This window comes from Streptococcus rubneri (genome assembly GCF_004785935.1).
In the GTDB taxonomy this organism is placed as follows: Bacteria; Bacillota; Bacilli; order Lactobacillales; family Streptococcaceae; genus Streptococcus; species Streptococcus rubneri.
Genome location: NZ_SRRP01000002.1, coordinates 310,478 through 324,511, shown reverse-complemented (window position 1 = coordinate 324,511; position 14,034 = coordinate 310,478). Strand labels below are relative to the sequence as shown.

13 protein-coding genes and 1 other RNA gene are annotated in these 14,034 nt (G+C 42.7%); 2 read left to right on the top strand and 12 right to left on the bottom strand.

What is annotated here, in order from left to right; genetic code table 11:
• Window positions 1–10: 10 nt before the first annotated feature.
• From E5S68_RS09755 to E5S68_RS09735, 5 genes are all read right to left on the bottom strand, one after another.
• Complete coding sequence (locus E5S68_RS09755) at window positions 11–1,426, bottom strand: cell division site-positioning protein MapZ family protein (protein WP_135783382.1); 1,416 nt, start codon at window positions 1,424–1,426, stop codon at window positions 11–13.
• Window positions 1,423–2,595, bottom strand: coding sequence for a THUMP domain-containing class I SAM-dependent RNA methyltransferase (locus tag E5S68_RS09750; protein WP_135783381.1), 1,173 nt, complete (start codon window positions 2,593–2,595; stop codon window positions 1,423–1,425). The genes E5S68_RS09755 and E5S68_RS09750 overlap by 4 nt, the downstream gene beginning before the upstream one ends.
• A 64-nt stretch (window positions 2,596–2,659) precedes the next feature.
• Window positions 2,660–3,025, bottom strand: an RNA gene (rnpB, locus tag E5S68_RS09745) — RNase P RNA component class B.
• A gap of 24 nt (window positions 3,026–3,049) precedes the next feature.
• A complete protein-coding gene (gene gpsB / locus E5S68_RS09740; protein WP_135783380.1) occupies window positions 3,050–3,394 on the bottom strand; it encodes a cell division regulator GpsB in 345 nt (114 codons plus the stop codon).
• Between the two features lie 69 nt (window positions 3,395–3,463).
• A complete protein-coding gene (locus tag E5S68_RS09735; protein WP_135783379.1) occupies window positions 3,464–3,991 on the bottom strand; it encodes an SLOG family protein in 528 nt (175 codons plus the stop codon).
• A gap of 66 nt (window positions 3,992–4,057) precedes the next feature.
• On the opposite strand from E5S68_RS09735, the gene recU reads away from it, so the two are divergent.
• Window positions 4,058–4,651: a Holliday junction resolvase RecU gene (recU, locus tag E5S68_RS09730; protein ID WP_135783378.1), complete on the top strand. Its 594-nt coding sequence runs from the start codon at window positions 4,058–4,060 to the stop codon at window positions 4,649–4,651.
• Complete coding sequence (gene pbp1a, locus E5S68_RS09725; protein ID WP_135783377.1) at window positions 4,652–6,772, top strand: penicillin-binding protein PBP1A; 2,121 nt, start codon at window positions 4,652–4,654, stop codon at window positions 6,770–6,772.
• A 64-nt stretch (window positions 6,773–6,836) separates the two neighbouring features.
• On the opposite strand, the gene pepC is transcribed toward pbp1a, so the two are convergent.
• From pepC to E5S68_RS09690, 7 genes are all read right to left on the bottom strand, one after another.
• Complete coding sequence (gene pepC, locus E5S68_RS09720; protein ID WP_135783376.1) at window positions 6,837–8,174, bottom strand: aminopeptidase C; 1,338 nt, start codon at window positions 8,172–8,174, stop codon at window positions 6,837–6,839.
• Between the two features lie 246 nt (window positions 8,175–8,420).
• A complete protein-coding gene (locus E5S68_RS09715; RefSeq protein WP_135783375.1) occupies window positions 8,421–8,945 on the bottom strand; it encodes a hypothetical protein in 525 nt (174 codons plus the stop codon).
• Between the two features lie 237 nt (window positions 8,946–9,182).
• A complete protein-coding gene (locus E5S68_RS09710; protein WP_135783374.1) occupies window positions 9,183–10,169 on the bottom strand; it encodes an ADP-ribosylglycohydrolase family protein in 987 nt (328 codons plus the stop codon).
• Between the two features lie 162 nt (window positions 10,170–10,331).
• Window positions 10,332–11,156 (bottom strand): NAD(+) synthase, encoded by an 825-nt coding sequence (gene nadE, locus E5S68_RS09705; protein WP_135783373.1) that lies wholly within the window; start codon window positions 11,154–11,156, stop codon window positions 10,332–10,334.
• On the bottom strand, window positions 11,153–12,610 hold the full coding sequence (locus E5S68_RS09700; protein WP_126403841.1) for a nicotinate phosphoribosyltransferase: 1,458 nt from the start codon (window positions 12,608–12,610) through the stop codon (window positions 11,153–11,155). The genes nadE and E5S68_RS09700 overlap by 4 nt, the downstream gene beginning before the upstream one ends.
• A 199-nt stretch (window positions 12,611–12,809) precedes the next feature.
• Window positions 12,810–13,724, bottom strand: coding sequence for a thioredoxin-disulfide reductase (trxB, locus tag E5S68_RS09695; protein WP_135783372.1), 915 nt, complete (start codon window positions 13,722–13,724; stop codon window positions 12,810–12,812).
• A 58-nt stretch (window positions 13,725–13,782) separates the two neighbouring features.
• On the bottom strand, window positions 13,783–14,010 hold the full coding sequence (locus E5S68_RS09690) for a DUF4059 family protein (protein WP_135783371.1): 228 nt from the start codon (window positions 14,008–14,010) through the stop codon (window positions 13,783–13,785).
• Between the last annotated feature and the right edge of the window lie 24 nt (window positions 14,011–14,034).

Below are 14,034 nucleotides of genomic sequence, written 5' to 3'. Positions count from 1 at the left end.
TTTTTAGTTCTTAATAATCCAATGCATCTGCATGGCCTTTGCCATTTCCAACAAAGTAACCTGTTTTAGCATTGATACTAAATAAGTAAGTACCATCTGGTTTAAAGAGGTTGTAGTAACCATTCCCCTTGATAATATTCACACGCTCCAGAATGTATTGATCCCCAATGATATGACCACGTTCCCGAGCAATCTTTAGAATCTTTTCAAGGACTCCTGGATTAAAGGTCCAAGCAGGATTGTAAACATCATCAAGCGCCGCCTGATTGTATGGTACCCGACTCAAATTCCGTTGAAGAGGCACACCAGTACTTTGAAGACCAAAGCCAGAGTATCCAGGATTAACACCTCCTGTTGTATTGCCAGCCCCTGGTGTCACTTGAGGAGAGCTAGGTGCGGTTGTCACTGTTGCGGGACCAGTCGTCGCCGTAACTCCACCTGTACTATTCCCTCCATCTGTGACTGGAGCTGGTGTCGCAACTTGTTGCGAACGACCTTGAGTCGCAGCATCCTTCAACAATTGATTCAATTGTGTATTGGATGTTGAAGCATCTGAAAAGACTGCATCACTTTTCACTTGAGCATTGGCATCAATAACACCATCTTTGATAACTGGACTGGTAAACTGAGAGTTCACTGTCTGAATCGCTGATACTTGCTTGACCAATTCATCATACTTCGTCTTCGCAGCTTCGTACTCTTTGGTATCTTTCAACTTATCCAAGCTTGCTTTTAATTTTTCCAAATTACCAAAAGAATCATTTTTTAGGCTTGTTTTAGAGTCATCTGTAAAGAAGCTGGCATATTGATCATTAAATTCTTTGAGAGCAGCTTCCGTGTTAACGCTACTTGAAGAAGAAGAGGAAGAAGACTTGCTTGACGAGCTAGAAGAAGAAACAAGCTTGGTTTCCCCATTTGATTGGTTGCGCATCCATTGGTAAGAGAACCAGCTAGCTGTCGCCACTGCTGTTAAAGCAAGAACTGAAAGGAGGACTGGCTTCACACGACTCTTTTTCGGCTCCACTGGGATCTCAATTTCTTCTTCTACGTATGGTTCTGTTGGTTCTGGACCAAATTTAATCTTAGCTGGACGTTCTAGGGGAAGGGGATCTGGAATCCGCTTTGTCTCTCCTAAATCCTCTGTTTCAACTGCTACAGGCGTTTCTTCAACTGGAGCATCTGTACTTCCTGTGATTTCTTCAGTCGCCAAAGGTTGTTTCATGATGAGGGTATCAAACTTATCAGCTTCGATTTCTTCTCGGTGTTGCTTGATGTACTTATCGAGAACATTGTCCGTCTCTTTAACACCCGCTTCGATCTCTTCTGCCTTACGGTTGGCTTGACCGATGGTCATTTCTTTTGCATCTTGAAAATCAAGAACTGACTCTGCATCTTGACCCAATTGCTGTTTATCTTCTTTTGTCATATGCTTCCTTTCTCATTTGACGATTGTCGTCGCACCCGTTCTCCAAAAAATTGATACAAATCAACCTTTAAGGTCCCGTTATATAATTTCCGTTTTTTATCTGCTGGACGCCCAAATTTCTTCTCAAAGTTTTCATCACTGGTCAAGATAAACTTACTCCAGGTCGTCAAGGGAGCAAAAACCTCACCCATTTCAGCATACAGTTTTGTAACTCCAGCATCATCAGATAAGCGTTCTCCATATGGAGGGTTAGAGATGATGACCCCATTGATCTTATCAGATCGCAAATCTTGAACCCGCATTTGTTTAAAGGTGATGTCGCTAGCGACCCCAGCTTTTTGAGCATTCTCTTTAGCAATCTCAACCATCCGCGCATCGATATCCGTTCCCATAATATCCAACACTAGGTCCCGATTGATTTTTTTACTGGCCTCTGTGCGAACTTCTTGGATCAGACGATCGTCTACCCAATTCCAGTCTTCAAAAGAGAAGGTTCGTCTCAAACCGGGTGCTATCTGACGAGCCATCATCGCTGCCTCGATACAGAAGGTCCCTGATCCACATGTAGGATCAATCAAAGGTTTATCTGGATACCAATTGGAAAGTTGGAGAATAGCTGCCGCCATATTTTCTTTAATTGGAGCTCCCCCTTTTTCAGTCCGATAGCCACGTTTGAATAGACTACTACCTGTCGTATCAATCAAGATCGTTGCTTGGTCCTTCAAAATAGAAACTTCGATTTTAAACTCTGCGCCATTTTCAATCAGAGGAACCCCTTCAGGGCGAGCATAATGCTTCTGCAATTTCTTAACGATAGCTTTTTTCGAAATAGCTTGTACACTCGGTTCATTGTGTAGTTTGGACTTGACACACTTCGCCTTTGCAATTGGGAAGCGGGCCCCTAAAGGAAGGTATTGAGCCCAATCTAAGGCAAAAACTCCTTGGAAAAGTTCTTCAAAGGTAGGAGCTGGAAATGATCCGACCACAATCTTGATCCGATCAGCTGCTCGAAGCCAGAGATTGGTTTCGATGATTGCACGAACATCTCCCTGAAAACGAACGCGACCATTTTCCACTTGACAGTCATAGCCCAGATCTCGTAATTCACGACCTACTACAGCCTCTAGACCAGCTGCAGCTGTCGCGATCAATTCAAATTGTTTTTTCATTTGTTACCCATTACTTAAAAAAGGAGGTTGAGATCACTCTCCCCCTCACCACCTATATGCAATTTTCTATAAGCCATGTTTTGTTCCAGAAATGACTAGGTACCATTCCCTTCGATAATCATCTGTCTACTGTTTCCAGTCAGGATACTATGTTCGTTTCCATGCATCCCATGCCCCGACCAAAGTTTGGGTTGCTAGCTTGAGGGGTTTACCTCGTTCCACTTTTTAGGTTTCCCTAAAAACTACGTCACTGTGGCACTTTCAGAGTTACTAAAACCTATCCGAAGACTTAGCCCGTTCGCTCGCCGTAACTTGAACATCAAGTCCCTAGGCTTATGGATTCACCTAGCACAAACACTACAGGCATCACAGCCTGTGCTAGCATGGACTTTCCTCATGAGAGAAAGCTCTCACGCGATTATCCAAAAATTGCACCTTTTACTATAATTCTTTCTTAAAATTCGCGATCAACAACTTGCTTGCCAAAGACTTCTTTTTCCAAGCGATTTAAGCGTTTCAAGATATCAAAATTCGTCGTCGTTGTCACTTGAGGGAGCTCATGTTTCGGAGCAGGCTCTTGTACAGATTGACTCGGAGTTACTTGAACGGCTTTCTTGGCTACTTCTTCACGGAGTCGTTCGTTTTCTTCTTTCAACTCTTTAACCAAAGCCGCATAGGTTTCATAGTCTTTGATAACATCGTCCAAGAATTCATTTACTTCATCTTTGTTGTATCCACGAACTTCTTTTTTGAACTCTTGATCAAAAATATCTTTCGCAGTAAAAATAATACTGGCCATCTTTCTCTCCGTTCTAGTTAATCATATCAATTATATAAAAAAAGAGGGGCAAAAATCAAGGTAAATTACTTATTTTTCGCAAATTTTTTCTGCTACTTCATTTAAGTCATCAAAGTTTAATCTTTTGATATAGAATGGATCCATATCTACCATCATCTTGTAAAGATATTTAATATTGGTTTCATGTTCAGGGTCATAAAATAAATAAGCTCCATCCGTGTTTTCTAACAAAAATTTGTTAAAGTCTTTAAATTGTCCTGAATTGGCATAAGAAGGATAGGCATACTTGACGAAATCAACCTGCTTAAACTGGCTAAGAATTTCCTGATTGGCTTCATTCCAATTCTCCCCCTGGTTTTCAAACATAAAGATGGTCGCCAACTGAAGTTCATAGTCCTTCTGCATTTCTTTTGCAACCTCTAAGACCCAAGCTTCAAAACCTAAATTTCCTGTAAAGACCAGCCATTTGACCCCCTCTTCTAAAAAGCGTCTTAAATCTTGTCGGATGGCCTCTTTAATGATAGGTAGTCGTGGATCCTTGGCTGATAAGATTCCTAATTCATATGGTTTATAGCCTGTAACAAGCAAACTATTCATAATTTCCCCTCCCCTCTTCAATTTATGTTATAATAGAGTGATGTAATTGTACCAATAAGGAGTTTTATGGTCAACTATCCTCACAAACTTACCAAGAAATCCTCTTCGCCCCTTCAGCGAAAACAGAGTGTGAACTTTGCCAATCGGGGAATGTCATTTGAAAAAATGATTAACGAGAGCAACCAGTATTACCTTTCTAAGGGACTGGCCGTTATTCATAAAAAGCCAACCCCTATTCAGATCGTCAAAGTGGACTATCCTCATCGCAGTCGAGCAAAGATTGTAGAAGCTTATTTTCGTCAGGCCTCTACCACGGACTACTCCGGTGTCTACAAAGGCCACTACATTGATTTCGAGGCTAAGGAAACCCAACAGAAACAATCGATGCCGATGAAGAATTTTCATCAGCACCAGATTGATCACATGGCTGCTGTCATTCAGCAGGGCGGGATTTGTTTTGTGCTTTTGCATTTTGCAAAGCTCAGTGAGACCTATCTGCTGCCAGCTCCTTCCTTAATTGACTATTACAACATCGATCATGGCAGTAAATCCATGCCACTCACCTATGTTCGGGAGAATGGCTATCGTATTGAGACGGATCGCCTTCCAAGCATCCCCTATCTTGATATTATTGAACAGAATCTACTAGGCGGTAATTAAATGAACAAACAAACAGTTATCCAGTGGTTAAAATATGTTGCCATTGTGGCAATTTCCTTCTTCTTGCTCTTATTCGTTCTCGGAGGGCTAATTTTTAGCTACTACGCTTTCAAAGCTCCAACCCTCTCTGAGAAAGACCTGGTCGCAACGACTTCTAGTAGAATCTTTGACAACCAAAACAATATGATTGCCGATTTAGGGGCTGAGAAGCGGATCAATGCAGAGACCAATGAAATTCCAACCGAGTTGGTCGACGCCATTGTAGCGATTGAAGACCATCGATTCTTTAACCACCGAGGGGTTGATTTCATTCGAATCGCTGGTGCCTTTGTCAACAATCTCCGAGGAGGGCGTCAGGGTGGTTCCACACTGACCCAGCAGTTGATTAAGCTGACCTACTTCTCTACTTCCTCAGCCGACCAGACCTTGTCCCGGAAGATTCAAGAAGCCTGGCTGGCCACTCAGTTAGAACAAAAGGCAACCAAACAAGAAATATTGACTTATTACATCAATAAGGTCTATATGTCTAACGGAAACTATGGGATGCAAACAGCTGCCCACAGTTACTATGGTAAAGAACTCAAAGATCTCTCTCTTCCTCAGCTAGCCCTCTTGGCTGGGATGCCACAAGCACCCAACCAATATGACCCTTACACCCATCCAGAAGCTGCTCTAGAACGGCGCAACATAGTCCTCAAAGAAATGTTTGAGATGAAGGCTATTTCTAATGAGCAATATGAAAATGCTGTTAATACTCCCGTAACAGATGGCCTCCAAAGTTTGACGGCCTTAACCAACTACCCAGCTTATATGGATAACTACTTGAAAGAAGTCATCCAGCAGGTAGAAGAAGAGACCGGCTATAACCTATTGACGACCGGGATGGATGTGTATACCAACGTCGATACCGAAGCACAAAAACGTCTCTGGGACATTTACAACTCAGATGAGTATGTCAATTATCCAGATGATGAGATACAAGTTGCCTCTACCGTCATCGATGTTAGCAACGGGAAGGTTGTGGCTCAATTAGGTTCCCGCCATCAATCAACCAACGTTTCCTTCGGAACCAACCAAGCTGTCGAAACCAACCGCGATTGGGGTTCTACCATGAAACCAATCACTGACTATGCCCCTGCGCTTGAATACGATGAATATAGCTCAACAGCTGCAACTATTCCAGATACGCCATATAACTTCCCTCACTCCAACACTCCCGTCTATAACTGGGACCGGAACTATTATGGGAACATCACCATGCAACAAGCGATCCAGGAATCTCGAAATGTTCCTGCTGTTCGCGCCCTTGATAAAGTCGGCTTGAAGAAAGCTCAAAAATTCTTGAGCGGTATTGGTATTGAATATCCTGAGATGGTTTATGCAAATGCTATTTCAAGTAACACCAGTGACTCCAGCAACAAATACGGAGCCAGCAGTGAGAAGATGGCTGCTGCCTATGCCGCAATTGCCAACGGTGGTACTTACTACAGACCACAATACGTCAACCGCATCGTCTTTAGTGATGGCAGCACTCGTGAATTTGATAACCCAGGAACACGGGCTATGAAAGAAACGACTGCTTATATGATGACTGATATGATGAAGACTGTTCTGACATCTGGAACAGGATATAATGCAGCTATCTACGGAGCCTACCAGGCTGGTAAGACCGGTACCTCTAACTATGCGGATAATGAATTGAAAAAACTCACAAAGAATTACTATAGTTCTGGCATTGTAACACCAGATGAATTGTTCGTCGGCTACACTACCCAATATGCTATGGCAGTTTGGACCGGTTACACCAACCGTCTCACTCCAGTTCTCGATGATGGCGTTAAAGTTGCGACTGACGTCTACAAGCAAATGATGCTTTACTTACTAGAGCAGTATGGATCAGGAACGACCGACTGGGAACAACCAAATGGACTCTATCGTAGCGGTTCTTTCCTCTATCTCAATAATGGTAAGAACAACTACAATTACTATTATGAGCCAAGCTATACAGCTGAAGAAACGAGCGAATCAACAGAAGAAAGCTCAAGCTCAAGTTCATCTAGCTCAGAGGAAAATTCTGAACACACCGAACCTTCTGCTAAAGAAAACGAGCAAAATCGTTAGTTAAATGATTTAAGCCCAAACAAAAGCACGATTGTTAATCAACAATCGTGCTTTTCTATTCAATTTATTTAGAAGCCAGAGCTCCCATTGGATCCCAAGGAGCTAAGACAATCGGTTCTGCCTCATAAGCAGCCAATTCCTCCGCTGTCAATAGTTCCTTGCGGACAACGATCTGGTAGGTGTATTCGTCCATCCAGGCATCGGAAGCTACAAAGTATCCATCTGTTCCGACTTTGTCTCCCCAAGAATTCTCAACTTTCCATTTGAGAGGGCGTCCAGCTTCGTCCAGGTCCACACCAGTCAAGACCATAGCATGGGTCATGAGACTTTCTGCATAATCCAAACGTCCTGCCTTATCTTGAGTCAGCTGGATATCCATTCCCGCTTCAAAGTCATAGACATCTGTTGCCAGGATTCCAGCTTTGCGGTTGCTGACTTGGCCGACATCCGATCCAAACCAAACAGTTTCCCCAGCTTTCATTTGGGCAATGGCCAATTCTTTCAAGCGCTCCATCGGAACGTTGAGGTAGCGGACTTCACGGCTACCGACCACATTCCCCAGCATCTCTACTGTGTAAGACTGGCCATAAGGCTTGTCTGCCGTAGGCGCATTGATAACAGAAACGTAGTCCTCCAACTGAAGACCCACATATTTTTTGTAAAAACTTTGAGGTGTCAAGCCAGACTCTGTGTGGAAATTATTGTCCTTATCGCGATAAGAGAAACTAAATATACGAGGGGGCAAGCCAAGTGACATGGCCAAGAAATTAAAGATTTCTTGGAGGAGTTCTTCTTTCTTGCTTTGAACCGTTGCTTGATCTGCTCCACTCGCAAGTAATTCGCGAAGGATCTGAGCATCTTGGCGCAATAATTTATTTAAGTAGGTATTGAGCTCTCGGCTATTGCTAGATGAGATGGATTCCGGATAGGCCGACTTGGGTACGACTCCATATTTTTCAAAGAGGGAAACGACCATATCCCATTGACCACCATCTTGTTGAGGAGTTTGAAGGAGGAAGGCCACCTTGCGGCTGGTTAAATCCTGATCCGCTGTCGCAATGATTTGTTCCAAGAACCAGTTGGATTTTTCGTACTTGTCCCAAAAGAAAGTGTGAGCTTGAGACAACTCAAAATCCTCTAATTGGAAGCTCGCAATCATTTTATGACGGAAGGTATTCAGAGCCGCAAACATCCAGCAACGACCAGAAGCTTTCTGGTCCGTCACCTTGTCCTTGGTTAAATCAAGAGAAAAGACGGGTGTGTTTTCTACTGCACTTTTGCGTGTCTCCAAAGCTGCATGAATCCCATTGTGGGTGATGGCATTTTCGAGAGCCGCAAATTTCACATTTGCTTGGTAATTTGTATAAAGTTGATCTGTAAATTCTTGTGTTAATTCTGACATAAGATTCTCCTTTGTAAAGCTACTTACCATTATAGACCATTGTCTAAAATCTTCAAGTAAAAATTGTTTTAAAGATTAGAAGAGTTGATGGTATTTACCGTTAGAATCAGGCACTTGAAACAGAGCTCCGTATTGCGCCTTATTTCCATCAAAGTGTTCGTTCAGGAGTCATCTTAGCTCTCCATCAGCAATTTGAGTCAAGTTCTCATTCCTACAATACTAAATAGTTCGTTAGAACTAAATAATTCATGATCTGATGTTTATTTTGCCATTCTTTTCAATCCAGTATTGTTTCTCCTCAGGTATCAAATGATCGAATCGCCCTGAACAAACCGTCCATCCATTTGGCACATATCGTTCGTAGTTTTTCATTCCCAGATGGTTTGAATAAAACTCTTCTTTATCAAAATCAATTAAAAGATCCGGGAGCAAGGCTTTTCCTTCCAGAATCATCTCTGAATTGAAGTCCACACACTCCATTGAACGTCTAATCATTGTGATCAATTCTTCAACGGTCACCTTCAGACAGTCATCTTTATACAGTTCTAAGTAGTTCTCAAGATTACTTTTTGTAATTACGTGAAGATTCTGTTGAATCTCAGGTAAATAGGAGAAATCAAGATCCAGACCTGCTTCCTTATATGCCTGAATATATTTATCGATATCCATTGTCCACATATCGTTTGAACAAATATACCAGTTAAACTGATGATTCGCAATAACCCCAACAATAATGACTTCTGGTTTCTCTATTAATTGATCTTTTTCCATAAATTTTCCTCCTATTTCCCATACCTACATAACTGGAAACCTACAATTAGGCTAGCCAAGCAATCGCTCCCTCCCTATAATACCGAATTATACTTTGACAAGCAAGTTAGTGACCGAGTAGCTAGCAAAAAAAGCCAGCTAAAAGGGTTTAGCTGACTGATGTCATATCTAATAAAAATTATTCTCTGCTCGATCATCTAGCAGAGAAAGCAAGTATTCCACATTCACAAATTGATCTCACTGATCTAGACACTCTATTAATTTTTGACATTTTTCATCGATCAATTCTCTATTCACCAATTGTTGTATCCATTTATCTGGAATACCTTCCAGTTTGTAGAGAGCTCCAGCAAAGCTTCCTGTGATTGCACCAATCGTATCGGTGTCATTTCCGAGATTGACCGCTTTTAAAACTGCTCCTTCAAAAGTCTCTGTTGTCCCTAGACACCAGAGACTAGCTTTCAGACTATCAACCACATAGCCTGTAGACATTATTTCTTCTCGTTGTTTTTGATAAAAATCCTTGTCAAATAGCTCTCTGAACTGATCTTGGTATTCTTTCCAGTATTCTGAATTTGATCTGAAATAATCCTCTAACAGAGGTTGAAGGTCTTCTATCGTCTCTTCCAATGACTTATTGAATAGTAAATCGATTAAAATCTGAACATAAATAATAGAGGCAACAAGCGACCTTGGGTGCGCATGTGTCACCTGAGTATATTTCTCAATTTTTCCACAATTGTGTGTAAAATCACTTCTATCTTTTAAAACGAAAGCCAAGGGTGCAATCCGCATAAGAGCACCATTCCCATTGTCTCGTTCCCCTCTTCCTCCACATTCCTCTGGAGAGACACCAGACAAGTACCGCTCAATCGCTTGATTGGTAGCAATTCCGATATCAAAACAAGTCCCAAAGGGCGTCAAATAACCTTGACGATAAGCAACAAACTTATCCATTAATCCAAATAAATCTGATTTTTCACTCAAATGTTCTACTAGAGCAAGAGTTAAAGAGGTATCATCAGACCAAGTCCCAGGTGGCTGATTATAGGTTCCATAGCCCTCCATCTTTGTAATATGGTAGGAGTCTCTTTCATTGAACTCAACAGGAACCCCTAGCGCATCCCCAATAGCCAAACCATAGATAAGCGAGTATATCTGTTCCTTTAAATGATCCATTTTATCTTGTCTTAACTCCTCATCGGATTTATTCTGCAATCCCATGGCCTTCTCCTATCTAATTTTTAAACGATCATTCATTTTTACCGTATACATCTGTTCCACAATTCAACCAGAATTTTTCTGCTTCTGGAATCTTATCCCAAAATGACTTATATTGTTTTTTTGACTTATCTGGTCACTTTACTATCGATTTTTTCTTTCCTATCAACGCCAGAAGGTATCAAATACTGTAATTGGTAGATGGCGCTTATGTTGGCCCTTGCGCCACCAATTTTCAATGGTTGCTTGAGCTTCTGGGCTAACTGATTTCCCTTCTAGGTAGTCATCAATTTCTGCATAGGTCACCCCAAGAGCTACTTCGTCAGCGATACCCGGCTTCTCCTCTTCCAAATCTGCAATCGGTACCTTCTCATACAAGGCTGGATCAGCTCCCAGCGCCTGAAGTAACTGCTTTCCTTGGCGCTTGTTGAGGCGGTAAAGCGGAAGGATATCGGCTCCACCATCTCCAAACTTGGTAAAGAATCCAGTGATATTTTCAGCCGCATGGTCCGTCCCAATGACGGCTCCGCTATAGGCACCTGCCAAGGCATACTGAGCAATCATCCGACTCCGTGCCTTTATATTTCCCTTATTAAAGTCTGAGACATCCGTTCCTGTCGCTTCGACAGCACGCTCCATGGCATCGACCGATTCCTTGATGTTCACGACTAGGCTGACATCTGGCTGGATGAAGGCCAAGGCCTTTTGGGCATCTGCTTCATCTGCTTGGACACCGTAGGGCAAGCGGACTGCAACAAACTGATAACTGGCATCTCCAGTCTCTGCCCGCATTTCCTCCATGGCCAATTGAGCCAGGCGACCCGCTAGGGTCGAGTCCTGTCCTCCCGAAATTCCTAAGACAAAGGTCTTTAGAAAAGGATGTTTTTGCAAGTAGTCCTTCAAAAAATCAATCGACCGGCGAATCTCTTCTTGAGGATCAATGACCGGCTTGACCCCTAATTGAGCAATAATGTCTTCTTGTAGGCTCATTCTTCTTCACCTCCCAAGGCTTTCTGACGCATCTGATCAATCAGGTCCATCTTATCTTGCCATACATCCTTGGCCAAGTCTACTGGGTAATGTTGTGGATTGAGGACACGTTTGTACTCATCCCAGAGCTTATCGAATTCCTTCCGAGCATAGGCTTGGATATCCATCAAAGCTGGCAACTCGTAGACTTGTTTTCCATCTTTGAAAATATCAACCAAGAGCGGGATGGCGTCAAAATCACGAACTGTCTTCTTGATATAGGTATAGGTCGGATGGAACATCTTGATTTCTGTCAGTTCATTGACATCTACTCCATCGTAAGTGATGTAATCTCCTTCAGATTTGCCCTTTTCCCGACTGGTAATGCGCCAAACTTGCTTCTTCCCTGGAGTTGAGACCTTCTCAGCATTGTTAGACAGCTTGATGGTGTTTCGCATTTGACCATTTTCGTCTTCGATAGCAACAATCTTATAGACTGCTCCAAGGGCTGGTTGGTCATAGGCCGTGATCAACTTGGTTCCGACACCCCAGACATCAATCTTAGCCTTTTGCATCTTCAAGTTGAGGATGGTGTTTTCATCCAAATCATTTGAGGCATAGATCTTCGCTTTTGTGAAACCAGCTTCATCCAACTGCTGGCGAACTTTTTTCGAGATGTAGGCAATATCTCCAGAGTCAATCCGCACGCCAAGGAAGTTGATACGATCGCCCATCTCACGGGCTACCTGAATCGCAGCTGGAACTCCGATACGCAACGTATCATAGGTATCCACTAGAAAGACACAGTTGCGGTGGGTCTCAGCATAGGCCTTAAAAGCTTGATAATCATCGCCATAGACCTGCACCAAGGCATGGGCATGGGTTCCAAGTACTGGAATATCAAAGAGTTTTCCTGCACGAACGTTACTAGTCCCGCTAGCGCCTCCAATAACGGCTGCACGGGTTCCCCAAATAGCCGCATCCATTTCTTGTGCTCTACGAGTCCCGAACTCCATCAAAGGTTCGTCTTCGATCACAGACTTGATCCGAGCTGCTTTTGTGGCAATCAAGGTTTGGAAGTTGACAATATTGAGGAGGGCCGTTTCGACCAACTGACACTGGGCAAGTGGTCCTTCTACTTGAACAATCGGCTCATTGGCAAAGACCAGATCCCCTTCTTTGGCAGAACGAACGGTCAATTCCATTTTAAAATTTTTCAGGTAATCTAGGAAGGCTCCTTCGTAGCCCAAGGATTCTAAGTAGGCAATATCTGACTCAGAAAAACGTAGATTCTTCAAATAATTGACAATGCGCTCAAGACCCGCAAAGACGGCATAGCCATTTTTAAAGGGTTGCTGGCGGAAATAGGCTTCGAAGACTGCCTTTTTATTGTGAATGCCTTGTTCAAAGTAAACTTGCATCATATTGATTTGGTACAAATCTGTATGGAGAGTTAAACTATCATCTGGGTACATGTATGATCCCTCTTCTTCTTTCTTACTTCATGGCACCAGTCGCGCTCCGTCAACTGGCACAGTCCAAAATAATTTTAAACACATTATAGCACATTTTACAGGTCCATATGAGTTTAATCTGGGTTAAACCTCATTTTTCATCGTAAAAAAGAAGGGATATTCGCCTCTTTCCATCAGACGAACATCCCTTCCTTCTTTCTTATTCTTCGTGTTCAGTAATATATTTATAAGCTTCTTGACCAGCAACAGCGCCGTCTCCAACAGCTGTGGTAACCTGACGAAGATCTTTTTGGCGAACATCCCCAACCGCAAAAACACCTGGGACTGAGGTTCTCATATGATCATCCGTCACTACCCAACCATTCTCATCCAAAATACCAAGTTCAGTCGCAAAATCACTGACAGGATCCAAGCCCACATAGATGAAGACACCACCTGCTGCTTGCTCGCGGACTTGACCAGTTTGAACATCTTTTAAAAGCAGACTAGTCACACGGTTGTCCCCTTTGATCTCTTCGACCACTGTATTCCAAGCAAAGTGAATCTTTTCATTGGCAAAAGCTCGGTCTTGAAGAACTTTTTGGGCACGTAGGGCATCGCGTCGGTGAACAATGGTAACAGTCTTAGCAAACTGAGTCAGGAAAATTGCCTCTTCAACCGCTGAGTCTCCTCCACCAACGACCATGAGGTCTTCATCTCGGAAGAAGGCTCCATCACAGACGGCACAATAAGAAACCCCACGACTATTCAATTCTTCTTCACCTGGAACTCCCAATAAACGATGGTTGGAACCTGTCGCAATAATAACGGTCTTAGCTTGTAGGAGACCATCATCTGTCGTAATTTCCTTGTAGCTTCCTTGATCAACAATGTTTTCGGCTCTGCCAAACAAGTGTTCCACTCCTAAAGCTTCTAGAGGTTCGAACATCTTTTCAGCCAATTCAGGACCACTGATGTTGGCATAGCCTGGATAATTTTCAATGTCAGACGTGTTGTTCATCTGTCCGCCAGGAATTCCTGCTTCTAACAAGGCAACCTTGAGATTGCTGCGGGCTGCATACAAGGCTGCGGTCATTCCCGCAGGTCCTGCGCCGATAATCAGTGTATCATACATAAGCTTCTCCTTTTGTTGTAACTATCTTGATTCTAACTCCAATTCAATCATTTTGCAATTATCTTGCTCGAAGAATAAACAGAACTCCAATGACTGCAAAGGTAAGGACTGGAATTATCATAATATCAATTAATAAAATATCATAGAGGTGTAACTGGCGTTCCTTAGCTGTTTTATCCGTCTTACGAGCTACTCGCAAGACTATCCAAACAGCTGAAGCAACCAACACCCCAACTGAAGTGATGATTAAGCTCTCGATATAGAGAGATAGCAATTGGTTTAACATAAGATCTCCTTAGTATCCAAACTT

Excerpts from the sequence above, each read along its gene's own strand:
- trxB (WP_135783372.1), bottom strand. The coding sequence starts at position 13,724 with ATGTATGATACACTGATTATCGGCGCAGGACCTGCGGGAATGACCGCA.
- E5S68_RS09735 (WP_135783379.1), bottom strand. The coding sequence starts at position 3,991 with ATGAATAGTTTGCTTGTTACAGGCTATAAACCATATGAATTAGGAATC.
- E5S68_RS09710 (WP_135783374.1), bottom strand. The coding sequence starts at position 10,169 with ATGGGATTGCAGAATAAATCCGATGAGGAGTTAAGACAAGATAAAATG.
- E5S68_RS09690 (WP_135783371.1), bottom strand. The coding sequence starts at position 14,010 with ATGTTAAACCAATTGCTATCTCTCTATATCGAGAGCTTAATCATCACT.
- nadE (WP_135783373.1), bottom strand. The coding sequence starts at position 11,156 with ATGAGCCTACAAGAAGACATTATTGCTCAATTAGGGGTCAAGCCGGTC.
- pbp1a (WP_135783377.1), top strand. The coding sequence starts at position 4,652 with ATGAACAAACAAACAGTTATCCAGTGGTTAAAATATGTTGCCATTGTG.
- pepC (WP_135783376.1), bottom strand. The coding sequence starts at position 8,174 with ATGTCAGAATTAACACAAGAATTTACAGATCAACTTTATACAAATTAC.
- recU (WP_135783378.1), top strand. The coding sequence starts at position 4,058 with ATGGTCAACTATCCTCACAAACTTACCAAGAAATCCTCTTCGCCCCTT.
- gpsB (WP_135783380.1), bottom strand. The coding sequence starts at position 3,394 with ATGGCCAGTATTATTTTTACTGCGAAAGATATTTTTGATCAAGAGTTC.
- E5S68_RS09755 (WP_135783382.1), bottom strand. The coding sequence starts at position 1,426 with ATGACAAAAGAAGATAAACAGCAATTGGGTCAAGATGCAGAGTCAGTT.
- E5S68_RS09715 (WP_135783375.1), bottom strand. The coding sequence starts at position 8,945 with ATGGAAAAAGATCAATTAATAGAGAAACCAGAAGTCATTATTGTTGGG.
- E5S68_RS09750 (WP_135783381.1), bottom strand. The coding sequence starts at position 2,595 with ATGAAAAAACAATTTGAATTGATCGCGACAGCTGCAGCTGGTCTAGAG.
- E5S68_RS09700 (WP_126403841.1), bottom strand. The coding sequence starts at position 12,610 with ATGTACCCAGATGATAGTTTAACTCTCCATACAGATTTGTACCAAATC.